Consider the following 24,261-nt stretch of genomic DNA (forward strand, 5'->3'; position numbering starts at 1 on the left):
CCACAGGCCGAGGTTCATCCCGGAGTAGCGTGCTCGGCATGCTGATTGGCGCCCATGTCCGTGACGACGACCCGTTGACCGCGGTCGCCGACCGCAAAGCCGACGTCGTCCAGTTCTTCCTCTCCGACCCGCAGGGCTGGAAAGCCCCGAAGCCGCACCCGCACGGGGAGGCCATCCAGGCCGACCCGGTCGAGGTGTTCATCCACTCCCCGTACCTCATCAACGTGGCTTCGCTGAACAACCGGATCCGCATCCCGTCCCGCAAGAACGTCACGCAGCACGCCGACGGCGCCGCCGCGATCGGCGCGAAGGGCCTGATCGTGCACGGCGGGCACGTCGGCGACAACGACGACGTCGAGGCCGGGCTGGACAACTGGCGCAAGCTCTTCGAGCGCGAGCAGGAGAAGGGCGGCTTCAAGGTCCCGATCCTGATCGAGAACACCGCCGGCGGCGAGAACGCGATCACGCGCGACCTCGAGGTGATCGCCCGGCTGTGGGACAAGGTCGGCGAGTTCGGCGCCGGGTTCTGCCTGGACACCTGCCACGCGTTCGCCGCGGGCTGGGACCTGTCGACGGCCGTCGAGAAGGTCCGGGCCATCACCGGCCGGATCGACCTGGTCCACCTCAACAACTCGCGCGACGAGTTCGGCTCGACCCGCGACCGGCACGCCAACGTCGTGCGGGGCGAAGGGACGATCGACCCCGAGGTGCTGGTCGCCGTCGCCCGCGAGGCGGGCGCGCCGGTCGTCGTCGAGACGCCGGCGGACGGTCAGGCCGCCGACATCGCCTACCTGCGCGAACAGCTGGGTTAGACGGCGACGGCCTTCCGGCGGCGCCGGGTGGCGTTCGGGATGATCACGTCACGGGCGCCGTCGAGGAAGCCGCCGGCCGGGTCGTCGTCACCGGCGGCCCGGACCAGGTCGGTGCCCGGGCGGAGGACCTCCCGGACCACCAGCACGCACAGCGCGACGACGGCGAGGTCGCGGACCACGACCGTGCCCAGGAACCAGCCCTCGGGCAGGCCCTTGTGGTCGACGCCGAGGTAGTAGAACATCCGCGGCACCCAGACCAGCGCGTCGATGAGCATCCAGCCGAGCAGCAGCCGCCAGCGCGGGATCGCCAGCACGGCCAGCGGCACGAGCCACAGCGAGTACTGCGGGCTCCACACCTTGTTGGTCAGCAGGAACGCGGCCACGACGAGGAACGCGAGCTGGCCGACGCGCGGGCGGCGCGGCGCGGCGAGCGCCAGGTAGGCGATCCCCGCGCAGCAGCCGAGGAACAGCGCGGCCACCACGACGTTCAGGTACGTCGGTGTCTGGTTCTTCTGCAGCACGCCGTCGAACCCGGCCCAGCCGGTCGCGTACGAGACGACGTTGTACAGCGAGTCCGGGTCCATCGGCCGCAGGGTGTTCATCCGGAAGAACTCCCACCAGCCGCGGGTGGCGGTGAGGATGAACGGCGCGTTCACCGCCAGCCACGTCACGACCGTGGCGGCCGCGGTCTTCCAGAACGGCGTCAGCTTCCCCGCGCGCACGCACAGCACGAACAGCACGCCGAGCAGGAACAACGGGTAGAGCTTCGCCGTCGCGCCGAGGCCGAGCAGGAGCCCGGCGAGCACGGGCCGCCGCCGCGCCCAGGCGAGCAGGCCGGTCGCGGTGAACGCGGTCGCGATCGCGTCGAAGTTGGTGAACGCGTGCACCAGCACCAGCGGGGAGACGGCCACCAGCACCATGTCCCACGGCCGGCGTTTCGCCGTCCGCCCGGTCGCCCACACGGTGACCAGCCAGGCGATCGACAGGAACAACGCGGTGATGTCGAAGTAGACGGCCACCGGCAGCGCGCCGGGCAGCCACCCGGTCTCGGCGACGTTCAGCCAGCCGGCCGCGAGCTTCGCGTTCGCCCACTGGAAGAGGCCGGTGAACACCGGGTACTCCATGTACCGGGTGCCGTTCTCCGCGGTCTGCGTGTTCTCCTTCCACGACGTGTAGTACGGGAAGGTGCCCGGCCGGTCGAGCCGCTCGGAGCTGTAGAGCGGCACGATGTCGGAGTAGCACATCGCGACGAACGGGCGGCCCGAGCGCCAGTCGAGCTGGTTCGCGCCGCTCGAGTCCTGGTACTGCTGGATGCAGGAGCCCTTACCGATCCAGCAGAGCATCAGCGCGAGGGTGGCCAGCAGCAGCCCGACGCGCTGGGGCGACCAGAACCAGTGCCTGCCGACCGCCGCGTGCTCGCCGAGCGGCCCGCCGAGTGGTCTGGTGACCGCCGCCGCGAGGGGCTCGTTCCAGCTCGGGACGACCCGTTCCGCCCGGGTCAGCGTCACGGGTCCGGGATCCGGCTCCCGCGTGGTCTCCTCTGGCACGACGCGGATCGTATCGGTCGCCGGGGCGCGGGGCGGTGAAGCCGACGATCATGCCGGATTCGCGTAGTACGAGGCCAGGACCTCGGCGGCGGCGCCGCGGCTGACGATCTCCTCGCCGAAGGTGTCCTCGACGACGTCGATGCGCTGCCAGTGCGGCAGCGGCAGCAACTCTTCGAGCCGGGACGAGACGGCGTCGCGGTGGACGCCCGGTTCGTCCCGCACCGCGCGCCCGGCCAGCACGATCCGCTCCAGGTCGAGCACCTGGACGAGGTCGGCGAGGCCGATGCCGAGGAAGCCGGCCGCGGTCCGCGTGTCCGGCGCCCGCTTGGCCATGATCTCGACGCAGCCGCGTCGCCCGCAGGCGCACCGGGGCCCGTCGTAGGCGATCGTGGTGTGCCCGAACTCACCCGCGTTGGTCCGGGGGCCGCGGTAGAGCCGTCCGTCGATCAGCAGGCCGACGCCGATGCCGGTGCCGACCAGCACCACCGCGGTCGCCGTCGGCTCGCCGTGCGGCCAGAGCTGGGCGAACGCCGCCGCGTTGGTGTTCTTGTCGAGCGTCACCGGCAGGCCGGTGCGCTTCTCGAGCAGGTCGCGCAGGGGGACGTCGTGCCAGCCCGGCATGTTCGTCGCGTCGCGGACCAGGCCGGCGCGGTGGTCCAGCGGGCCGACCGCGCCGAGGCCGAGGCCGAGCACGTCGAAGCCGTCCGCGAGTTCGAGCGCGGTGGCGCCGATCGCCTCGACGGCCTGTTCGGGCGTGAAGCCGACCGGGAGCGGGCCGCCCGCCGTCTCCTCGACCTCGCCGATGAGGTTGGTGCGCAGCACGCGGTACTCGTCACGGTCGAGCCGCGCGCCGAGCGCGTGCCGGGCGCCGGCCCGGATGCGCAGCCGCGTGCGGGGCTTGCCGACGCCCGCGGACGGCTGGCGTTCTTCGTCCAGCAGACCGGCGTCGAGGAGTTCGGGCACGATCTTGGAGACGGCCTGCTGGGTCAGCCCGGTGCGTTCGGCCAGCTCCACCCGGCTGAGGCCGCCGGCCCGCAGGATGTGCGTCAGCAGCAGCGCACGGTTGTGCTCGCGCACGTCGCGCAGGTTCACCCCGGTGGCCGCCATGGACAGGATCTTCGCACGCCTGGTCAATTAAGCAACAGTGTTGTTTAATGACCGGCATGGCTGACTTGCGCGTAGGCATCCTCGGGTACGGCATCGGCGGTCGCGTCTTCCACGCGCCGCTGGTGGCGGCGACGCCCGGGCTGACCCCGGCGGTGATCACGACGTCGAGCAGCGCCGCCCAGGCGCGCACCGACCACCCCGGCGCGGAGATCGTGTCCGGCGCCGACGCGTTGTTCGAGCGGGCCGCCGACCTCGACCTCGTCGTGGTCAGCACGCCGAACCGCACGCACGTGCCGCTCGCCCTGCGGGCGATCGAGGCCGGCCTGCCGGTGGTTGTCGACAAGCCGTTCGCGCCGACCGCGGCCGAGGCCGAGCGGGTCGTGGCCGCGGCGAAGGCGGCGGGGGTGGGCCTGACGGTCTTCCAGAACCGGCGGCTCGACTCCGACTTCCTCACCGTGCGGAAGGTCCTGGAGTCCGGCCGGCTCGGCGAGGTGTTCCGCTTCGAGTCCCGCTACGACCGCTGGGTGCCGAAGCCCAAGGACAACTGGCGCGAGTTCGGTGACCCGGCCGAGGCCGGCGGCCTGCTCTACGACCTCGGCGCGCACATCGTCGACCAGGCGCTGCAGCTGTTCGGCCCGGTCACGCAGGTCTACGCGGAGGTCGACCGGCGCCGGGCCGGCGTCCAGGTCGACGACGACGTCTTCGTCGCGCTGCACCACGCCAACGGCGTCCGGTCGCACCTGTGGTCGTCCGCGCTCGCCGGCACCCAGAACCCGCGGTTCCGGGTGCTCGGCGACCAGGCGACGTTCACCAAGTACGGCCTCGACGTGCAGGAACCGCAGATCAAGGCGGGCCTGCGCCCCGGCGACGAAGGCTGGGGCGTCGAGCCCGCGGCGGACGCCGGGAAGATCGGCGTCGGCCACGACGTCAAGACCGTGCCCACCGAGACCGGCCGCTACGAGCAGTTCTACGCCCAGGTGCACGACGCGCTGCGCGGCGAAGGCGAGTTCCCGGTCGACCCCGCGTCGTCGGTCGAAGCCCTGCGCGTGATCGAGGCCGCGCACCGCTCCGGCGTCGAAGGCACCGTGATCCGGCTCTGAGCCTCCCCTGACCGGCCGTGACCTCGGTGACCCCCAGCTCCGAGGTCACGGCCTCCTTCGGCCGCGCTGCTGGTCCTGCAGTTCCTGCAGCCGTTGCTGGAACTGGCGGAACTGGTCGAGCTGCTGCTGCTGGTTCCCGCCGTTGCCGAACTGGACCGAGTTCCGCTGCTGCTGTTGTTGCTGTTGCGGCGGCTGCTGTTGCTGTTGCTGCTGGACCTGCTGCCGGTCTTCCGGGGCGCTGATGGCGGCCACGCGGTCGAAGCGTTCCGCGGGCTTGCCCGTCAGGTAGAGCTGCATGAAGCGGTCCCAGATCGGCCCGGCGAGCGTCGAGCCGAACAGCGGGGTACCGCCGGGGCCGCGGAGGGCCTTGTCGCCGTCGCTGCCCACCCAGACCGCGGCCGACACCGAAGGCGTGTAGCCCACCATCCACGTCTGCGAGTTGGCGTTCGCCGCCGACGCGGGTTCGTCGTTCTGCGGGGTGTGCTGCTGGGTGCCCGTCTTGCCGGCGCACTCGTGGCCGGCCGGGCAGGTCAGCCGGGAGAACTGGATCACCGGGGCCAGCGCCGCCGTCACGTTCCCGGCGATCTGCGCGCTCTTCTGCGGGTCGTTGTCGGCGAACGCGTCGGCCGAGCGGATCCGCGCCTCGTACGCCGTTTCGCCGTTCGCGTTGGTCACCTTCTGCACGAAGTGGCGGTCGCGCTGGACGCCGCCGGCCGCGAACGTCGCGTACCCCGATGCCATGTCGGCCGCGGTGACCTGGGTGTCGCCGCCGCCGATGGAGATGTTGTTGTCGCCGGTGAACAGCTTGCTGCGGCCGCCGTTGTCCGACGTCCGGATGCCCGCCTCCTGCGCGGCTTCCGCCACTCCGGACGGCTTCGTCACGTTGAGCACCATGTCGTAGAACACCGTGTTCGTGGACCGCTGCATGGCTTCGGCGACGGTGCACCGCTCCGAACAGCTGCTGCTGTCGCCGGCGTTGCGGATCGGCAGGTCGACGCCGGGGAACGTGCGTGGCGAGGTGCCGTCGAACCGCGCGTCGAGGCCGCGGCCGAGCTTGAGGAACGCCGCCAGGTCGAACGGCTTCATCGACGACCCGGGGTTGTGCGGCTCGTCGGCCCAGTCGCGGCCGGCCTGGTCCTCGCCGTTCGGGCCCTTCACGACCGCGTCGCCGCCGTGGTAGGCGAGCACGCCGCCGGTCTTCGGGTCGACGGCCACCAGCGCGTTGAGGATCCGGTCGTCGGTCTGCTCGGCCATCCCCTCGGCCACCGCCTTCTCGGCCGCCTGCTGGGCCTGCGGGTCGATGGTGGTGAACACCTGGAACCCACCGGAGTAGTACTGCTTCTCGTCGATGCCCTGCGCGGCCAGCTCGGCCTTGACCTGCTTCTTGATGAACGGGTTCAGCGCACCGGCCTGCCTGCTCTCCCGCAGCGGGATCGGCGTCGGGAACTTCGCCGAGGCGCGCTGGGCCGGCGTCAGGTAGCCGTTCTTCAGCATCCGGTCCAGCGCCGTCGTCCACCGGCTCATCGCGACGGCCGGGTTCTCCGAACGGCCCGGCTGCTGGATCAGCCCGGCCAGCAGGGCGGACTGCGCGTAGTCGAGCTGCCCGACGTCCTTGCCGAAGTACGCCTGCGCGGCGGCCTGGATCCCGTAGGCGCCGCGGCCGAAGTAGATGATGTTGAGGTAGGCGGTGATGATGTCCGCCTTCTCGTAGGTCTGGTTCATCTTGAACGACTTCGCGAGCTCGACCCACTTGCGGGTCAGCGTCGGGTCGTCGTCGCCGGAGGCGTTCTTGATGTACTGCTGCGAGATCGTCGACCCGCCGCCGGACCCGCCGGTGACCTGGTTGTACGCCGCGCGGAGGATGCCGCCGACGTCGAACCCGGAGTTCGTCTCGAACGACGCGTCCTCGGTGGCGATCACGGCCTTCTTGACGACGTCGGGGATCTGGTTCGCCGCCAGGATCTGCCGGTTGCCGCCGGTGGGCACGTCCTTGCCCATCTCCGTGCCGTCGCTGAACAGGTAGGTGACGGCCTGGCCCTGCGCCTGCGCGACCGTCTCCGGCGAGGGGACGTCGACGAACAGGTAAGTGATCGCGAACGCGATCCCGGGGATCACGAAGAACACCCCGGCGGCCACGTAACCGATCCGCCGGATCCGCCGCCAACGGCGTTTCCGCAGGTCCTGCTCGGTGAGCGGGCGAGGACGGCGTGGCGGCTGGCCGGGGCGCGGCCGCAGGATCGGCACCGTCGGCGGCTCGTCCGGCACGGTGCCGTTGTGCGCGTGGTGGGTGATCAACTCGGGTTCGTCGCCCAGCAACCCGGCGCGGGGCACCGGCCGCCGCGTGCGACGACGACGTGGATCGGGCTGCCGGCCGGGCGACGTGCGGGTGCGGTCGTTGTTCACGGGCCGTCCTCGGGTACCACGGTGGGCTGCGGGCGCAGTCCTCTGTGACGGACACGTACCGCCGCCCACCGTGGTTCAGTCCGGCTAGTTCTCCGGATCGCCGCTCGAGGTCGGCGTCTCCTTCGACGACGTCGGCGTCTTCGTGTGCTTCGACGACGACTGGGACGACGTCTCGTCGTCGCGGCCGTGGTGGTCGCCGTTGTCGTTGCCGTCGTCGCCGGAGTTCTCGTCCGTCGGGGTGGCCTCCGACGTCGTCGCGACCTCGGACGACGGCGGCGGCACCGCGCCGCCGATGCGGTCGACCTTGTCGAACTTCTCGCCCGGCTTGCCGGCCAGGTAGAGCGACAGGAACTTCTGCCACATCGGGCCGGCGATGGTCGAGCCGTAGATCGGCGAGTTGTTCTTGCCGTGCAGCGGCTTGTTGCCGTCACCACCGACCCAGGCCGCCACCGAGATCGACGGCGTGTACCCGACCATCCACGTCTGCGAGTTCGCGTTCGCCGCCCACGACGGCTCGCCCGCGACCTTCGTGTGCTGCTGCGTCCCGGTCTTGCCGGCGCACTCGTGGCCGTTCGGGCACTTCAGGTGCGAGAAGTCGACCACCGGCTTGAGCGCCTCGGTGACGTTCCCGGCGATCTGACGGCTCTTGTCCGCGTCGCTGTCGAACGCCGGCTTCGCGTCCGTCGCGGCCTCGTACGCGACCTCGTTCTGCGCGTTGGTCACCTTCTGCACGAAGTGCCGGTCACGCTGTTCGCCATTGGCCGCGAAGGTCGCGTACGCCGAAGCCATGTCCAACGGCGTGATCTGGGTTTCGCCGCCGCCGAGGGAGATGTTGTTGTCCTTCGTGGCGATGATCGACTGGCCGCCGTCCTCCTTGACCTTGACCCCGGCCTCCTTCGCGGCTTCCTTGACCGGGCCCTGCTTGGTGTCGTTGAGGACCATGTCGTAGAACACCGTGTTCGCCGAGCGCATCATCGCTTCCGAAACCGTGCACTGCTGCGAGCAGGTGCTGCCCGGGCCGGCGTTGCGGACGACGCGGCCGTCGAACACGCGGTTGTTGGAGCCGTCGTAGGTGGTGTCGAGTCCCTTGCCCATCTTGAGCAGCGCCGTCAGGTCGAACGGCTTCATCGACGAGCCCGGGTTCTGCGGCGTGGCCGCCCAGTCGCGTCCGGCCTGGTCCTGCCCGTTGACCTGCACGATCGGCTTGCCGCCGTAGTAGGCGAGCACGCCGCCGGTCTTCGGGTCGACGGCGACGAGCGCGTCGAGCAGGTTGTCGTCGACCTGGTTCTCGAGCGCTTCGGTGGCGGCTTTTTCCGCCGCCTGCTGCGCCTTCGGGTCGATCGTGGTCTGCACCTGGAAGCCGCCGGAGTAGTAGCGGTCCTCCGGGATGTCGTGCGCGGCCAGCTCGTCCTTCACCTGCTGGACGACGAACGCGGGCGGCGCGCCGGCCTGCTGCTTGCTGTCTTCCAGGGGGATCGGCGTGGGGAACTGCGCCGCCGCGCGGTCGGCCGCGCTGATGTAGTTGTTCTTCAGCATCCGGTCGAGCGCGACGTTCCAGCGGTCGTGCGCGACCTTGTCGCTCTCCGACCGGCCCGGCTGCTGGATCAGGCCGGCCAGCAGTGCGGCCTCGGAGAAGGTCAGGTCCTTGGCGTCCTTGTGGAAGAAGGCCTGCGAAGCCGCGCCCACCCCGTACGCCCCGCGCCCGAAGTAGATGATGTTCAGGTACGCGGTGATGATGTCCTTCTTTTCGTACGTCTGGTTCATCTTGAAGGACTTGGCCAGCTCGGTCCACTTGCGCGTCAGCGTGGGCGCGTCGTTGTCGGTGGCCTTCTTGATGTACTGCTGCGAGATCGTCGACCCGCCGCCGGCGCCGCCGGTGGCCTGGTTGTAGACCGCGCGCAGCAGGCCGCCGACGTCGAAGCCGGAGTTGGTCTCGAACGAGTCGTCCTCGGTCGCGATCGCCGCGTGCTTCATGACGTCGGGGATCTGCTCCGGGCTGAGCAGCACCCGGTTGCCGCCGCGCGGGACGTCCTTGCCCATCGGCGAACCGTCGGCGTAGAGGTAGGTCACCGCCTGGCTCTGGTTCTGCGCGACCTCGGTCGGCGAAGGCACGTCGACCAGGAAGTACGTGATGACGAACGCGATCGCGGGCAGCACGAAGAACACCCCGGCGCCGGCGTAGGCGACCCGCCGGATGATCTTCCAGCGCCGCTTCTTGCGCTGCTCCGGCGTGAGGACCGGCTTGCCGTCGGCTTCGGGTTCGACGTCGTCGTAGCCGGACGGCTCTTCGTAGGAGTGGTGCGTCATCAGCTCGGGACCGCCGCTCATCGGCGGCGGCTCGGGCCGGTACCCACGCGGCGGCGTCCGCGGCGGCTGCTGGGGCGGCTGCTGCTGCCACGGCTGCTGCGGGCGGCGCGGCCCCTGGCCGTGCGGGCCCTGGGGTGCGGACGGCCCACGACGGCGCGGATCGGGACCCTGGCCCGGCGGCCAGGAGCGGGATCGATCGTCGGGCACGGGCGGTCCTCCACTGTCAGCGCGGGCGGCGACGGCCGCCACCCCCTCTTGGAAGGGACGCGCAGGAGGGACCCGGGTTGCGGGAACGATCTCCCCGAAACGGGTCAGGGCCCCCCGCGTGGTCGCGGAGGGCCCTGAGCGGCTAGCCGGGTCCTGGACCCGGTGGGGCAACGAGCCCGCCGCCACCACCACCGAAGGTGTTGCCGGTACCGGGGTCGATCGGGGACGTGAGCGGCGGCCCGGGGCGGGTCCGGGTCCGCGTCGGCGTCGTCGTGTTGGTGTCCGACGGCTCGGTGCTGTCGGACGTCTCCGGGTTGGTCGGCGTCGTCGTCGTGCTCGGCGTCTCCGACGGCTTCGGCTGCGTCGTCGTCACCTCGTTGACGTCCTTGCCGATCGGCGCGACCTTGTCGAACTTCTCCGCCGGCTTGCCCTTGAGGTAGAGGTTCATGAAGTTCTGCCACGTCGGACCGGCGATCGTGGCACCGAAGATCGGGTTGTTCTTCTTGTCGTGCAGCGGCTTGTTGCCGTCGCCGCCGACCCAGACCGCGGCCGACACGGACGGCGTGTAGCCCACCATCCACGTCTGGGCGTTGCGGTTGGCGTACGACGCCGGGTCGCCGTCCTTGGCCGTGTACTGCTGCGTACCGGTCTTGCCGGCGCATTCGTGGCCGGTCGGGCACTTGAGGTTCGAGTGCGGGATGACCGGCTTGAGCGCCTCGGTGACGTTGCCCGCGATCTGCTGGCTCTTCGCCGCGTCGTCGTCGAACGCCGGGTTGGTCTTGATGTTGTTCTCGTCGAACTCCACCTCGTCCTGGCCGTTCGTCAGCTTCGCCACGAAGTGCTGCTCGTGGTAGGTGCCGCCACTGGCGAACGACGCGTACGCGGCCGCCATGTCCTCCGGCGTCACGGCCGTGCCACCACCACCGAGCGAGATGTTGTTGTCGTCGGTGTAGAGGACGCTCTTGCCCTCCGGCGCGACCTTGACCCCGGCCTCCTTGGCCGCTTCCGCGACCCGCGACGGCTTCACCACGTTCAGGACCATGTCGTAGAACACGGTGTTCGCCGAGATCTCCATCGCCTTGGCGACGGTGCAGTCCTTGCCGCAGCTGGCGCTGTCACCCGCGTTCCGGACCGTGCGGCCGCCGAGCACCCGGTTGTTCGAGCCGTCGAACGTCTCGCCGAGGCCCTTGCCCATCTTGAGGAACGCGGTGAGGTCGAACGCCTTCACCGACGAACCCGGGTTTCTCGCCTGGTTCGCGCGGTCCTGGCCGATCGCGTCCTTGCCTTCGGCGTCCTTCACGATCTCCGGTCCGCCGTAGTAGGCGATCACGCCGCCGTTCTTCGGGTTGACCGCGACCAGGGCGTTGAGCAGGTTCTCGTCCGTCTGGCCCTTCATGCCTTCCTCGACGGCCTGCTCGGCCGCGGCCTGGGCCGCCGGATCGATCGTGGTGTAGATCTTGGCGCCGGTGGAGAACAGCTTGCTCTCGTCGTAGCCCTTCGCCGCGAGCTCGTCCTTGATCCGTTCCTGGACCTGGTAGGTCAGCTTCCCCGAGTTCTGCTCCTTGTTGGCGTTCTTCGGGATCGGCGTCGGGAACTGGAAGGTGGCGCGCTCCTCCGGGCGGAGCCACTTGTTGGCCACCATCTGGTCCATCACGTACGCCCAGCGCCGGTGCGCGTAGTCCTGGTTCTCCGACCGGCTCGGCCCCTGGATCAGGCCCGCCAGCAGGGCCGCTTCGGACGCGTTGAGGTCCTTGGCGTCCTTGTTGAAGTAGGCCTTCGAGGCCGCCTGGATGCCGTTCGCGCTGCGGCCGAAGAAGACGATGTTCAGGTAGGAAGTGATGATCTCTTCCTTGGACTGCTGGTTGTTCATCTTGAACGACTTGGCCAGCTCGGTCCACTTGCGGGTCAGCGTCGGGGCGTCGTTCTCGGTGGCCTTCTTGATGTACTGCTGGGAGATGGTCGAACCACCGCCCTGGCCGCCGGTGACCTGGTTGTAGACCGCGCGCAGGATGCCGCTGACGTCGAAGCCCGAGTTGGTCTCGAACGTCGCGTCCTCAGCCGCGTACACCGCGTGCTTGACGACGTCGGGCACTTCGCCCGGCTTGAGCAGCTGGCGGTCGCCGCCCGGGGGCAGCTCGCGGCCCATCACCTGCCCGTTGGCGTCGTAGTAGGTGATCGGCTGGTTCTGCAGCGCCTTGATGCTCTCCGGCGTCGGGACGTCGACCAGGAAGTAGGTGATGACGAACGCAATCGCCGGGACCACGAAGAACAGCCCGACGAAGGCGTAGGCCACCCGCCGGACGATCTTCCACCGGCGCTTCTTGCGCTGCGCCGGCGTGAGGATCCGCTTGCCGTTTTCGTCGAGCTCTTCCTGGGGCTCGACGTCGTCGGCGAACTCGTTGAACGCGGCGTCGTCGTAGCCGTCGTCGTACGGGTCGCGGCCGATGTCGTCGGTGCCGTTGTGCGCGTGGTGGGTGATCAGGTCCGGTTCGTGCTGCGGGGGCGGGATCGGCCGGCCGGACGGCTGGCGGAAGCCCTGCGGGGGCGAACCGGGCGCGCCCTGCGCGGGACGGCCGCCGGGCGGCGGGGCCGGCCGCCGCGGCGGCGTGCCCTGCTGGCGCGGTCGCTGCGGCCGCCGGGGCGGCTCGTCACCGGCGGGCCACTGGGGCCCGCCCTCGTCGCCGGACGGCCACTCCGGGCCGCCGCCACGGGCGCTGCCGGAGGGGACGCCTCGCGGCGGGGTGCCGCGTTGCGGCCGGCGGGGGGCTTCTTCGCCGGGCCACGCCGGTCCGGGGTCTTCCCCCGGCCACGGGCCTGACTGGGCACGGCGAGGTGCATCTGGCTCCTGGCCGGGCCAGGAGCGGTTGCGGTCGTCGTTCACGAATGGGCCTCCCAGACCGGCGCGCGGTACTGCACCGTTCTGCGCTCTTCAGCGGTTGTGTTCCAGCTCACCGGCCTGCGGTCCTTCGCGGACCGTCGGCCGGTTCCCCCGTGCCGAGGACGTACGAGCGGACCAAGTGGTTCCAGTGGCACGCCCGGCACACTTCGACGTCGTACACGGTGAACTCGGCGAACAGGCCGGCCATCCTGGCCAGCTCTTCGGGGGTCCTCGCCGAGCCCGCGACGTGCTTGAGTTCGTCACCGTAGACCCAGGACACCAGGGTCAGCGGTTCCTGGCGGCAGATCGGGCAGGGCAGGTCACCGGCCCGGCCGTGGAACTTCGCCGCCCGCAGCAGGTACGGGCTCGCGTCGCAGGCTTCGTAGCTGCCGACGCGTCCGGAGCGGACTTCGGCCAGCAGCGCACGGCGCTGCAGCGCGTAGTCCACGACCTGCCGCTGGTTAATCACCAGGACAGAGTACGGGCTCTTCCTGTGTCGTCCACGCCCCCTAGCGCGACCCGCCCCCCGACCGGCGCGGACACGCCGGACATTCGATAACTCTCCGGTGAATTTCGCCCCCGTTGGGCACGGGGGTCCGGGTGGCGGAGCCCCCGGCCCGGGGCGAAGCCCCGGAAACTCCAGTACTCGGGCGGGGTTAGCTTCGCCACTTCGATGTATCGGCGCGATATAGTGGCTGAGTAGGTTGGATCGAGGCGATCGTTCGGAGCAACGACGGTCGGCTCGGTTTGTTCCCGAAAGGGGGTGCGGTGTGCTGGAGTTCGCGATCCTCGGTCTTCTGCACGAAGCGCCCATGCACGGGTACGTGCTGCGCAAGCGGCTGCACGAGACGCTCGGCACGTTCCGGACGTTCTCGTACGGCTCGCTGTACCCGACCCTGCGGAAGCTGCTGCGGGCCGGGTACCTCGTCGAAGAGCTGGACGAGGCCGACGACCGGGCCTGGTCCCGGCGCGGCCGGCGCGTCTACAAGCTGACCGCCGAGGGCAAGGAGCGCTTCGGCGAGCTGCTCGGCGACGCCGGACCGCAGACGTGGGACGACGAAGGCTTCGGCGTCCACCTGGCCTTCTTCTCGCGGACGCCGGCCGACGTGCGGATGCGGATCCTCGAGGGCCGCCGCCGCCGGGTCGAGGAGCGCCGCGAGGGTTTGCGGGCGGCGCTGAGCAGGGCCGAGGAGAGGATCGATCGCTACACCCGCGAGCTGCACCGGCTGGGGCTGGAGACCAGCGAGCGGGAGGTGCGCTGGCTCAACGAGCTGATCGCGCACGAACAAGCCGAACGGCAGGGTCCGGAGACCTGAGCCGCGCGGCCGGGCCGCAGCGTCGCGGCAAGACCTACTGAACAGACACGGATTGAAGGAGAAACCTCCCATGGGCGAGAACCGCCGCGTTCGGGTGGCCATCGTGGGCGTCGGCAACTGCGCGGCGTCGCTGGTCCAGGGTGTCCAGTACTACCGCGACGCGGACCCGGCCACCCGCGTCCCCGGTCTGATGCACGTCGACTTCGGCGGGTACCACGTCCGCGACATCGAGTTCGTCGCCGCGTTCGACGTGGACGCCAAGAAGGTCAGCCGTGACCTGTCCGAGGCGATCTTCGCCTCCGAGAACAACACCATCAAGATCGCCGACGTGCCGCCGCTCGGCGTCACCGTCCAGCGCGGTCACACCCACGACGGGCTCGGCCGGTTCTACCGCGAGACGATCGAGGAGTCCGACGAGACCCCGGTCGACATCGTCGCCGCGCTGCGCGAGGCCGAGGCCGACGTGCTGGTCTCCTACCTGCCCGTCGGGTCCGAGGTGGCCGACAAGTTCTACGCCCAGGCCGCGATCGACGCCGGGGTGGCGTTCGTCAACGCGCTGCCGGTGTTCATCGCCTCCGACCCGGAGTGGGCCAAGAAGTTCGAAGACGCGGGCGTCCCGATCGTCGGCGACGACATCAAGTCCCAGGTCGGCGCCACCATCACGCACCGCGTGCTGGCGAAGCTGTTCGAGGACCGCGGCGTCCAGCTCGACCGGACGATGCAGCTCAACGTGGGCGGGAACATGGACTTCCTGAACATGAAGGAGCTGGAGCGGCTCGAGTCGAAGAAGATCTCGAAGACCCAGTCCGTCACCTCGCAGGTCGACCGGGACCTCGGCAAGGGCAACGTCCACATCGGACCGTCGGACTACGTGCAGTGGCTCGACGACCGCAAGTGGGCCTACGTCCGGCTCGAGGGCCGCGCCTTCGGCGACGTGCCGCTGAACCTGGAGTACAAGCTCGAGGTGTGGGACTCGCCGAACTCGGCGGGCATCATCATCGACGCCGTCCGCGCCGCGAAGATCGCGCTCGACCGCGGCATCGGCGGCCCGATCCTGTCGGCCTCCTCCTACTTCATGAAGTCGCCGCCGGAGCAGTACGACGACGCGACCGCCCGCGACGCCGTCGAGAAGTTCATCCACGGCGAGGTCGAGCGGTAGAACTGTCCACCGTCGAAGGCCGTCACCGCTGGTGGCGGCCTTCTTCGCGTGGTGGACTAAACCGGTGGGGCGGGGTGCGCGTTGGCGTGGTGTGAGTGCGAGCGTGGGCGAGAGCGCGCCGGGGGACCTGGGCGCGCCGACCTTCCACGACCTCTTCCGGGAGTACTTCGGCCAGATGACGCGGCTGGCCCACCTGCTCGGCGCCGACGACGCGGAGAACGTCGCGCAGGAGGCCTTCGTCAAGCTCCACCAGCGCTGGGACACCCTCTCCGACCACACCCGGGTGGCCGGCTACCTCCGCGCGACCGTGGTGAACATGTCGCGGTCGCGGACCCGGCACCTGCGCGTGGTCCGGAAGACGCCGCAGGACCGGCCGCCGGACGAGCTGTCGGCCGAGGTCAGGGCGGTGGCCAACTGGGAGCACCAGCAGCTCCGCTCGGTGCTCGAAAGGCTGTCCAGGCGGCAGCGCGAGGTTCTCGTGCTGCGGTACTGGCTGGACCTGAGCACCGCGGGCATCGCGGAGACGCTCGGCATCTCGCCGGGCACGGTCAAGGCCACGACCCACCACGCGATGGAGAACCTGCGCAAACACTTGGGGGACGAGCCGGGAGGTGAGCGATGACCGACCTCGAACGCAAGCTGGCCGAAACGCTGCGCGACCAGGCGGGGAAGGTCACGCCGAACCTCGACGCGGCCTGGGCGGAGCAGCAGCGGCGGCAGCGCCGGCCGCAGCGCCGCCGGGCGGCCGTGTGGATCGCGCCACTGGCCGCGGTGCTGGTGGTGCTGACCAGCGTGCTGGTGGCCACGCGGGTGAACACGGCGCCGGATCCGGCGCCGCCGGCGAACCCCGGCCTGGAACTCACGCTCGCCAAGCCCGTGGTCGTGCCGCCGGCGACCCTGCGCGGCGGGAACGAGCCGGTGGCCCTCACCGACTTCGTGGGGCAGACGGACACCTGGACCGCCTACGCGGTCGACCCCACCGGTCCGGCGGGACGGACCCTGTTCTGCGTCGAGGCGCTGCTCAAGGGGACGAACCACGGGCCGGGGGACGTGTCGCAGTTCGGCATCAAGTCGCCGTCGTGCGTCACGCCGTCGCCGGGGCCGGTGCGGGCCGGGTACGTGGGCGAGCTCGGTGGCCCGCTGCCGGCGGGCAAGGCCGTCTACCTCGTCGACCCGACCGTGCGGGAGCTGCGCCTCTACGACGCGGCGGGCGACCTGAGCCCGGCCAAGGCGGTCGGCGCACTGGGGCGCGACCAGCTCTACCTCGCCGACGTGAAGCCCGGGTCACCGCCCGTGCGGTTCGAGGTCAACCCAGTCCAAGCGCACCCGGCAAGCCGGTGATGTCCGCGACGACCGCCGTCGCCTGCTTCAGCACCTCCGGATCGGGCGGGAAGTGCGGGTTCGGCACGGCGTACACGGTCATCTTCGCCGCCAGCGCGGACCGCAGCCCGTTGGTCGTGTCCTCCACGGCCGCGCAGTCCTCGGGGGCCACGCCCAGCAGCTCGGCGGCCCGCAGGTAGACGTCCGGTGCCGGTTTGCCGGCCCCGACCTGCTCGGACGACACCGCCGTCCCGACCGGCAGGCCGGTCACGTCCAGGAAGCCCTTGATCAGGATCACCGGCGACGAGCTCGCGATCGCCACCGGCCACCGCTTGGAGACCTGGCGCACGACGTCGACGGCGCCCTCGATCAGCGGCGGCTCCTGCGCGTACCGGGTGGCCATGCGCTGGACCACGAGCGTCGCGATCTCGGCCGGGGTGGTCCGCGCGCCGAGCTCCTCCACCAGGTAGCGCGCCCACTCCGGGGTGCTCATCCCCTGCTGGGCCCGCGTCGCCTCCTCGCGCCAGGTGCCGCCGTGCTCGGCGACGACCGCCCGCCGCACTTCGTCCCAGATCCGCTCGGAGTCCACCAGCACGCCGTCGAGGTCGAAGATCACCGCGTCCATGCTTCGAGCGTAGCCTGTGAGCCGAGTTACTTAGCTACCCTTACTATTTTTTGTTAGCCTTGCTAAGTGACTTCCCCGATCGCCGATCTCGCCCACCGGCTGCGGCCGCTGGTCTTCCGGCTGTACCACCAGGTGCGCCGCCAGACCCCGCAGCTGACGCTGACCCTCACCCAGGGCTCGGTGCTGAGCGAGCTGGTCAACGGCGGTCCGCGGCGGATGAGCGCGCTGGCCGAGTTCGAACGGGTCAAGCTCCCGTCGATGACCGACGTCGTCGGCCGCCTCGAACGGCTCGGCCTCGCCACCCGCACGCCGGACCCCGCCGACCGGCGGGCGGTGCTCGTGGACGTCACCGACGAGGGTCGTCGCTTCTACGCCGAGACGGTGGCCGCCCGGGAGGAGTTCCTCCGCGAGCGGCTCATCGCCATGGACGACACCGACCGCGCCGCGATCGAAGCCGCCCTTCCCGCTCTCGCCAAATTGCTGGTGGGGGGTCCCGAGGGGCCGGCCCCCCGGCTGGGGTCTGGGGTTCGGCCCCAGAAGACAGAGCTCGTTGACGTCAAGAAGGAGGAACTGATCAGCGATGAGCGCTGAGCACCACTCGAGCCTGCTGGACGCGGTCAAGGGCCAGCCCAAGCAGGTGTGGATCACCGCGTTCGCCGCGGTCATCGCCTTCATGGGGATCGGGCTGGTCGACCCGATCCTGCTGTCCATCGCCAAGGGCCTGGACGCGACGCCGTCCCAGGTCACCCTGCTCTTCTCGTCCTACCTCGGCGTCCAGGTTGTCGCGATGCTGGTCACCGGCGCGGCGAGCGCCCGCTTCGGCGCGAAGCGCACGGTGCTGGTCGGGCTGACGCTGATCGTCGCGGCCACCGCCCTGTGCGCGGCCGCCGGGTCGATCGAGCAGCTCGTCGGGCTGCGCGCGGTCTGGGGCCTCGGCAACGCGTTCTTCATCGCGACGGCGCTGTCGGTGATCGTCGGCGCCGCGACCGGCGGCCAGTCCGGCGCGATCCTGCTCTACGAAGCCGCCCTCGGCGTCGGTCTCTCGGTCGGCCCGCTGCTGGGCGCGCTGCTCGGCAGCATCTCGTGGCGCGGCCCGTTCCTCGGCACCGCGATCCTGATGGCCGGCGCGCTCGTGCTGTGCGCGGTGTTCCTGAAGAGCGACAAGCACGAGAAGCGCGATCCGATCAAGTTGCTCGACCCGCTGCGCGCGCTGAAGCACACCGGCCTGCTGCGCACCTCGGTCGCCTCCGCGCTGTACACCGCCGCGTTCTTCGCGGTGCTGGCCTGGTCGCCGTTCGTCCTCGGCTGGAGCGCCATCGCCGTCGGCCTCGTCTTCTGCGGCTGGGGCCTGTGCGTCGCGGTCGCCGGGGTCGCCCTCGCGCCGCGGCTCGCCGCCCGGCTCGGTGAACGCCACGCCGCCGCGGCCGCCGTCTTCGGCTACGCCGTGCTGATGCTGGTGCTGGCCGTGCCGAGCAAGCCGGTGCTGGTCGCCGGGATCATCGTCTCCGGGCTGGTCTCCGGCCTGCTGAACACCCTGTTCACCGGCACGGCGATGTCCATCAGCGACGCACCGCGCCCGGTCGCCAGCGCGGGCTACAACTTCTGCCGCTGGCTGGGTGGCGCCGTCGCCGCGACGCTGGTCGGGCACGTGGCCGAGTGGTTCGGTTCGCCGCAGGCGCCGTTCGTCGCCTCGGCCGTGCTGTGCGTCGTCGCGGGCGCGCTGCTCTCGCTGCGGCAGAAGAAGGCGGACCCGCACGCGGTGCCGAAGGAAGCGGTGCTCGTCGGCGAAGAGTTCTGAGCTCCGCACGCACTGTGACAGCCCCGGGACACCTGTCTCGGGGCTGTCGTGCTGTACACGCGTTGTTCACCCAGAAGTCCGGAAAGGCTGGTTTTCGGCGCTTAGGTTCGGTTCGTTCCCGAATCCCCACCATGGAGGCGCTGTGCTCGACCGCCTGCTCCCGCTGTTCCCCGCTCACCCGGGCGGCCGTTCCCCGATCACCTGCGAATACCGCTGCGGCAACGCGTGCGCGCACCCCGAGGCCAACGACTCCGGGAACGAGTACTTCGGTGATGTCGTCAAGGACATCTCCCGTCGCCGGGTGTTCAAGGCCGGTGCGGTGATGGCCGCCGCCGCGGGCGGGTTCGCTGCGTTGTCCGGGACCGCTGCCGCCGAGCCGCTGCAGAAGCCGCGCCCGCGTCCGGTGCCCGGCACCGACTTCACGCCGGTCCCGCCGAACAAGCTCGACGCGGTCAGCATCCCGGACGCCTACGCCCAGCGCGTCGTCGTCCGCTGGGGCGACCCGGTCGTCCCGGGCGCGCCGAAGTTCGACTACGCCAAGCAGACCGCGGCCGCGCAGGCGAAGCAGTTCGGCTACAACAACGACTTCGTCGGCCTGATCCCGCAGGACCCGCTGGGCCTGTCGAACCTGCTCGTGGTCAACCACGAGTACACGACCGAGGTCCACATGTTCCCGGCCGACCAGTACGACCCGGCCAACCCGACCGAGGAGCAGGTGAAGATCGCCTGGGCGGCGCACGGCCTCTCGGTGCTGCAGACCCGGCGCGACCCGGTCCGCGGCGGTCTCGACGTCGTGCCGAGCCGGTACGGCCGCCGGATCACGCTCGACACGATCTTCGAGGTGCGCGGCCCGGCCGCCGGCTCGAAGTACCTCAAGACGTCGGCCGACCCGAGCGGGCGCAAGGTCCGCGGCACGCAGAACAACTGCTCCGGCGGCGTGACGCCGTGGGGCACGGTGCTCTCCGGCGAGGAGAACTTCGACCAGTACTTCGCGAACTCCGACAAGGTCACCGACCCGGTCGTGGCGGCGCGCCTCAAGCGTTACACCGTCGGCACCGGCACGAGCACCCGCAAGTGGGAGCGCTTCGACAAGCGCTGGGACGTCGCGCAGGAGCCCAACGAGCCGAACCGCTTCGGCTGGGTCGTCGAGATCGACCCCAACGACCCGAACTCGACGCCGATCAAGCACACCGCGCTCGGCCGGTTCAAGCACGAGGCCGCGAACATCAAGATCGCCGCCGACGGCCGCGTCGCCGTGTACTCCGGCGACGACAGCCGCTTCGAGTACATCTACAAGTTCGTGTCGAAGGGCAAGTACAAGCCCGGCAACAGCGCGCACGCGCGGCGGCACAACTCGGCGCTGCTCGACGAGGGCACGCTCTACGTCGCCCGTTTCACCGGCGACAGCCCCGCGGCGGAGATCGACGGCAAGGGCACGCTGCCGTCCGACGGCGAGTTCGACGGCACCGGCGAGTGGATCCCGCTGGCGAGCGGCGACAAGTCCTTTGTGGACGGGTTCACCGCCGAAGAGGTCTACGTCTTCACGCGCCAGGCCGCGGACAAGGTGGCCGCCACGAAGATGGACCGGCCGGAGGACATCGAGCCGAACCCGGTCAACGGCCGGATCTACGCGGCGCTGACCAACAACACCGACCGCGGCGCGGCGGGCAAGGCCGGCGTCGACGAGGCCAACCCGCGGATCGGCAACAAGAACGGCCACGTCCTGGAGTGGGAGGAGGCGCGCGGCGACGCGGCGTCGACCCGGTTCTCCTGGCGGCTGCTGCTGGTCTGCGGTGACCCCACGGCGGCGGACACCTACTTCGGCGGCTTCCCGAAAGACCAGGTCAGCCCGATCTCCTGCCCGGACAACGTGGCCTTCGACCGCCACGGCAACCTGTGGATCTCCACCGACGGCAACGCGCTGGGCGCGAACGACGGCCTGTTCTCGGTGCCGGTCACCGGGCCGGAACGCGGGCACGTCAAGCAGTTCCTCTCGGTGCCGGTCGGTGCCGAGACGTGTGGCCCGGTCGTCACCGACAACCTGGTGCTCGTCGCCGTCCAGCACCCGGGTGAGAACGCGGCGAGCTCGGCGAGCCCGACGTCGCACTGGCCCGACGGCGGCACCTCGCAGCCGCGGCCGTCGATCGTCTCGGTGTGGAAGAAGGGCCGCTTCGGGCTGCCCGGCCGCATCGGCGAGCGCTGACGCACGCGGGCCCCGCCCCGGCCGAGGTTCACTCTTAAGTGGACGGCTCTCGGCCGGTGCGGGCCCGTGCCGCGCGTCATAGTCGGAGCATGGTCCGTTCGGTGCGCGTGTGGGTGGCAGTGGCGGTGGTGGCGCTTTCGGGGGTGGTCGTGCCCACGGCCGCCGCGGACCCGCCGCCGTCCTGCGGCGGGGTCGCCGCCAACCCGAGCGTCGAGGAGACGGCGAGGAACGGCGCACCCGACGGTTACGTGTTCACCCCGGCCGCGCCGGTCCCACCCGGCACGCCGCCGGCGAAGCAGCCGAGGCTGCTGACCGAGCAGGCGTACGCCGTCGACGGGCAGCGGTCCGCGGTGATCCAGACGCCGGACGGCAAGGCCAGCACCGCCGCCCAGACCGAGAAGTTCGTGCCCGGCGGCGTCTACGCGCTCAGCGTCTGGACCGGTTCGCAGGCGCCGGGCGCCGGCCAGGCCACCGGGTTGCGGTTCTTCGACGCGAGCGGCACGCAGGTGCAGGAGGCCAGGCTGGCCGCCGACCCCGGCTCGGGCGACGGGCGGCTGGTGGCCCAGGACCTCCCGGCGGCGACGGCGCCGGCGAAGGCCGCGGCGGTGAAGTTCTTCGTCACGACGAGCGCCGGACGGCTGTACTGGGACTGCGTCGACCTCGAGCTCGCGGCGTACTCGGTGAAGAAGGAAGTGCAGAACCCGGCGACCGGCGCGTGGGGCCCGTTCGCGACCGTGACGGCGGGCGAGACCGCGCACTACCGCGTCACGGTGACGAACGACGGCACGCAGGACCTCACCGGCATCGCGGTGCAGGACCCGTGGTGCGCCGGCCGGTTCGAGCCGTTCGCGCTGGCCGCGGGCGCGAACCGGCAGCTGACCTGCGACCACCCGGACCTCACGGTGGCCGACGACGGGCACGTCAACACGGCGAAGGTGACCGGGGTGCACTACGCGGGCGGCGCGCTCGGCGACAAGACGGCGTCGGCGACGATCACCGTCCAGCCGCCGCCGTCGATCGCGCAGCTCGGCGACTTCGTCTGGGCGGACCTCGACGGCAACGGGCGGCAGGACCCGGACGAACCCGGCGTCGCGGGCGTCAAAGTGACGCTCAAGGACGGCGCGGGCGGCACGGTCGGGACCGCGACGACCGACGACAAGGGCAAGTACGGCTTCGAGAAGCTGAAGGACGGCACCTACCAGGTCTGCTTCGACGTCGGAAGCTTCCCGGCCGGCGTCGTCGTGACGCGCGAGGACGCCGGCGGCGACGACAAGGACTCCGACGCCGGCACCGACGGCTGCACCGCCCCGCGCACCCTCGGCGGGAAGGCGCGCGAGGACTTCACGGTGGACCTCGGGCTCTTCAAGCCGCCGCCTCCGCCGCCCCCGCCGTCGTCGACGACGCCCCTTGAGCCGCCACCCGTCCCGAGTCCTACGGTGGAGGGATGACGGATCTTCCCCTCGCCCTGGTGACCGGTGCTTCGCGCGGGATCGGCGCGGCGGTCGCCCACCAGCTGGCCCCGACGCACCGGTTGCTGCTCGGCGGCCGTGACGCGGACGCGCTGGGCGCGCTGGCGAAGGAGCTTCCGGGCGCGAAGCCGTGGCCGGTGGAGCTGACCGACCCCGCGTCGCTCGCCGGAGCCGTGGCGGACATCGGCTCGCTCGACGTCCTGGTCCACTCGGCGGGCGTCGCGCGCCTCGGCCGCGTCGAGGACGCCTCGGCCGAAGCGTGGCGGGACAACTTCGAGGTCAACGTCCTGGCCGTGGTCGAGCTGACGCGGCTGCTGCTCCCCGCGTTGCGCGCGGCCCGCGGCCACGTCGTGGTGATCAACTCGGGCGCCGGGCTGAACGCGCGACCGGGCTGGTCCCCGTACGCGGCGAGCAAGTTCGCGGTCCGCGCCTTCGCCGACGCCCTCCGCGAGGAGGAGCCGCAGCTGCGCGTGACGTCGGTCTACCCCGGCCGCACGGACACCGACATGCAGCAGGAGATCTTCGCGGGCGAAGGCCGCGAGTACGACACGTCGCACCTGCTGAAGGCGGACTCGGTGGCGACCGCGGTGGTGACGGCGGTGTCGGCCGCCCCGGACGCCCACCCGACGGAGGTCATCCTCCGCCCGCGCTGAGCTCAGGCGCGCAGCCGGGCCGCGGTCTCGGCCACCCCGGCCTGCACCTTCGCCCGGTCCACCTTCAGCGACTCGCCGTCGGCGACGACCGGCTCGCCCGCGACCCACACGTCCCGGACCCGCCGCGAACCGGCCGCCCAGACGAGGTTCGACAGCAGCTGGGCGTCCGGCACCTCGAGGCCGCAGGCGAACGCCGGGTCGTCCAGGTCGATGTGGACCAGGTCGGCCCACCGGCCCGGCTCCAGCGCGCCGATGTCGTCGCGGCCCAGCGCCGCCGCCCCGCCGCGGGTGGCGAGCAGGAAGACGTCCGCGGCCGTCAGCACCGTCGAGTCGCCCGTCGCCAGGCGCGCGAACATGGCCGCGAGCTGCAGTTCTTCCCACAGGTCGAGGTCGTCGTTGGACGCCGGTCCGTCGGTGCCCAGGCCGACGTCGACGCCCGCCGCGCGCAGGTCGGCGATCCGGGCGATGCCCGAAGCCAGCTTCGCGTTCGAGCCCGGGCAGTGCGCCATGCCCACGCCGTGCGCGGCGAACAGGGCGATGTCCTCGTCCGACAGGTGGATCGCGTGGGCCGCGAGCACCCGGCCGTCCAGCATGCCGAGCTGCTTCAGCAGCGCCGGGACCGAGCCGTGCGCCTCGCGGACGGAGACGTCCTCCGCGGCCGCCTCGGCGACGTGGATCTGCACCAGGGCGCCGCGCGAGGCCGCCGACTCCGCCGTCGCGCGCAGGCCCTCCTCGGAGAGCATGTACGCCGAGTGCGGGCCGTAGCCGAGCTCGATCCGGTCGCCGGGACCGAAACGCAGGCCGTCGGTGTCGATCCAGCGCTCGATCCCGGCCAGCTGGGCGCGCCAGTCCAGGCCGGGCAGCTCCATCACCGGCGGCGCGACGAGCACGCGGCCGCCGGTCGTGAGCACCGCGTCGACCAGCTGCTCGCCTTCGAAGTACATCTCGGCGCTGGTCGTGACGCCGTGGCGCAGCATCTCGACCGAGCCGAGCAGCATGCCGGTGCGGACGTCCTCCGGCCGCAGCTTCGCTTCGGCGGGCCAGATGATCTCGTTGAGCCAGGGCAGCAGCGGCAGGTCGCCGCCCATGCCGCGCAGCAGCGTCATCGGGCTGTGCGCGTGCGTGTTGACCAGGCCGGGCAACAGGATGCCGGTCAGGGTGGTGACCGGAGCGGCGGACTCGGGGGCGGTGGCCGCCGGTCCGCAGTGCGAAATGCGCCCATCGGCGTCGACATCGACAACCGCGTCACGAAGAAGCGAACAGGACGGGTCGGCCGGGAGAACGACAGGGGCGTGGAAACGGCGTTGCATCTCTGGATACTACGCACCGGCGCCCGGCTTCCCGAGGTTGTCGCCCC

At 71.1% G+C, this 24,261-nt stretch carries 19 protein-coding genes; 11 read left to right on the top strand and 8 right to left on the bottom strand.

Features of this window, described 5'->3' with window-relative positions:
* The first annotated feature begins 38 nt into the window (after positions 1-38).
* Positions 39-812: a deoxyribonuclease IV gene (locus tag ACH54P_RS29760; RefSeq protein ID WP_489906638.1), complete on the top strand. Its 774-nt coding sequence runs from the start codon at positions 39-41 to the stop codon at positions 810-812.
* Here the strand turns inward: ACH54P_RS29760 and ACH54P_RS29765 are convergent.
* Complete coding sequence (locus tag ACH54P_RS29765; protein ID WP_489906639.1) at positions 809-2,359, bottom strand: glycosyltransferase family 87 protein; 1,551 nt, start codon at positions 2,357-2,359, stop codon at positions 809-811. The genes ACH54P_RS29760 and ACH54P_RS29765 overlap by 4 nt on opposite strands.
* A gap of 48 nt (positions 2,360-2,407) precedes the next feature.
* On the bottom strand, positions 2,408-3,466 hold the full coding sequence (locus ACH54P_RS29770) for an ROK family transcriptional regulator (protein ID WP_489916702.1): 1,059 nt from the start codon (positions 3,464-3,466) through the stop codon (positions 2,408-2,410).
* A gap of 56 nt (positions 3,467-3,522) precedes the next feature.
* On the opposite strand from ACH54P_RS29770, the gene ACH54P_RS29775 reads away from it, so the two are divergent.
* Positions 3,523-4,566 carry a Gfo/Idh/MocA family oxidoreductase gene (locus ACH54P_RS29775; protein WP_489906640.1) on the top strand — a complete coding sequence of 348 codons (1,044 nt, stop codon included), beginning with the start codon at positions 3,523-3,525 and terminating at the stop codon, positions 4,564-4,566.
* Between the two features lie 45 nt (positions 4,567-4,611).
* Here ACH54P_RS29775 and ACH54P_RS29780 read toward each other — a convergent pair whose 3' ends face one another.
* The 4 genes from ACH54P_RS29780 to ACH54P_RS29795 all read right to left on the bottom strand — a co-directional run bounded on the left by ACH54P_RS29780 (position 4,612) and on the right by ACH54P_RS29795 (position 12,830).
* Positions 4,612-6,969 carry a transglycosylase domain-containing protein gene (locus tag ACH54P_RS29780; RefSeq protein WP_489906641.1) on the bottom strand — a complete coding sequence of 786 codons (2,358 nt, stop codon included), beginning with the start codon at positions 6,967-6,969 and terminating at the stop codon, positions 4,612-4,614.
* Positions 6,970-7,053: 84 nt separating this feature from the next.
* Entirely contained in the window at positions 7,054-9,297 is a 2,244-nt protein-coding gene (locus tag ACH54P_RS29785; protein ID WP_489916704.1) for a transglycosylase domain-containing protein, read from the bottom strand.
* Between the two features lie 328 nt (positions 9,298-9,625).
* Positions 9,626-12,364, bottom strand: a complete 2,739-nt coding sequence (locus ACH54P_RS29790) for a transglycosylase domain-containing protein (RefSeq protein ID WP_489906642.1) — start codon at positions 12,362-12,364, stop codon at positions 9,626-9,628.
* A 67-nt stretch (positions 12,365-12,431) separates the two neighbouring features.
* Positions 12,432-12,830, bottom strand: coding sequence for a DUF5318 domain-containing protein (locus tag ACH54P_RS29795; protein ID WP_489906643.1), 399 nt, complete (start codon positions 12,828-12,830; stop codon positions 12,432-12,434).
* 301 nt (positions 12,831-13,131) lie between these two features.
* Here ACH54P_RS29795 and ACH54P_RS29800 point away from each other — a divergent pair, with 301 nt between their 5' ends.
* From ACH54P_RS29800 to ACH54P_RS29815, 4 genes are all read left to right on the top strand, one after another.
* Positions 13,132-13,677: a PadR family transcriptional regulator gene (locus ACH54P_RS29800; RefSeq protein ID WP_489906644.1), complete on the top strand. Its 546-nt coding sequence runs from the start codon at positions 13,132-13,134 to the stop codon at positions 13,675-13,677.
* 70 nt (positions 13,678-13,747) lie between these two features.
* Positions 13,748-14,836, top strand: coding sequence for an inositol-3-phosphate synthase (locus ACH54P_RS29805; RefSeq protein ID WP_489906645.1), 1,089 nt, complete (start codon positions 13,748-13,750; stop codon positions 14,834-14,836).
* Positions 14,837-14,927: 91 nt separating this feature from the next.
* A complete protein-coding gene (locus ACH54P_RS29810) occupies positions 14,928-15,458 on the top strand; it encodes an RNA polymerase sigma factor (protein WP_489906646.1) in 531 nt (176 codons plus the stop codon).
* Positions 15,455-16,177, top strand: a complete 723-nt coding sequence (locus tag ACH54P_RS29815) for a hypothetical protein (protein ID WP_489906647.1) — start codon at positions 15,455-15,457, stop codon at positions 16,175-16,177. The genes ACH54P_RS29810 and ACH54P_RS29815 overlap by 4 nt, the downstream gene beginning before the upstream one ends.
* On the opposite strand, the gene ACH54P_RS29820 is transcribed toward ACH54P_RS29815, so the two are convergent.
* Positions 16,143-16,781 carry an HAD family hydrolase gene (locus tag ACH54P_RS29820; protein WP_489906648.1) on the bottom strand — a complete coding sequence of 213 codons (639 nt, stop codon included), beginning with the start codon at positions 16,779-16,781 and terminating at the stop codon, positions 16,143-16,145. The genes ACH54P_RS29815 and ACH54P_RS29820 overlap by 35 nt on opposite strands.
* Before the next feature lie 66 nt (positions 16,782-16,847).
* Here ACH54P_RS29820 and ACH54P_RS29825 point away from each other — a divergent pair, with 66 nt between their 5' ends.
* From ACH54P_RS29825 to ACH54P_RS29845, 5 genes are all read left to right on the top strand, one after another.
* Positions 16,848-17,372 (top strand): MarR family winged helix-turn-helix transcriptional regulator, encoded by a 525-nt coding sequence (locus ACH54P_RS29825; protein WP_489906649.1) that lies wholly within the window; start codon positions 16,848-16,850, stop codon positions 17,370-17,372.
* Positions 17,362-18,579 carry an MFS transporter gene (locus ACH54P_RS29830; RefSeq protein WP_489906650.1) on the top strand — a complete coding sequence of 406 codons (1,218 nt, stop codon included), beginning with the start codon at positions 17,362-17,364 and terminating at the stop codon, positions 18,577-18,579. Before ACH54P_RS29825 ends, ACH54P_RS29830 begins: the two co-directional genes overlap by 11 nt.
* A gap of 142 nt (positions 18,580-18,721) precedes the next feature.
* Positions 18,722-20,782, top strand: coding sequence for a PhoX family protein (locus ACH54P_RS29835; protein WP_489906651.1), 2,061 nt, complete (start codon positions 18,722-18,724; stop codon positions 20,780-20,782).
* Between the two features lie 89 nt (positions 20,783-20,871).
* On the top strand, positions 20,872-22,230 hold the full coding sequence (locus ACH54P_RS29840) for a DUF7850 domain-containing protein (RefSeq protein WP_489906652.1): 1,359 nt from the start codon (positions 20,872-20,874) through the stop codon (positions 22,228-22,230).
* Entirely contained in the window at positions 22,227-22,904 is a 678-nt protein-coding gene (locus ACH54P_RS29845) for an SDR family oxidoreductase (protein ID WP_489906653.1), read from the top strand. Before ACH54P_RS29840 ends, ACH54P_RS29845 begins: the two co-directional genes overlap by 4 nt.
* Before the next feature lie 2 nt (positions 22,905-22,906).
* On the opposite strand, the gene ACH54P_RS29850 is transcribed toward ACH54P_RS29845, so the two are convergent.
* Positions 22,907-24,214, bottom strand: a complete 1,308-nt coding sequence (locus tag ACH54P_RS29850) for an amidohydrolase family protein (RefSeq protein ID WP_489906654.1) — start codon at positions 24,212-24,214, stop codon at positions 22,907-22,909.
* Positions 24,215-24,261: the final 47 nt, after the last annotated feature.

Source organism: Amycolatopsis sp. N2S4-7, from assembly GCF_058119595.1.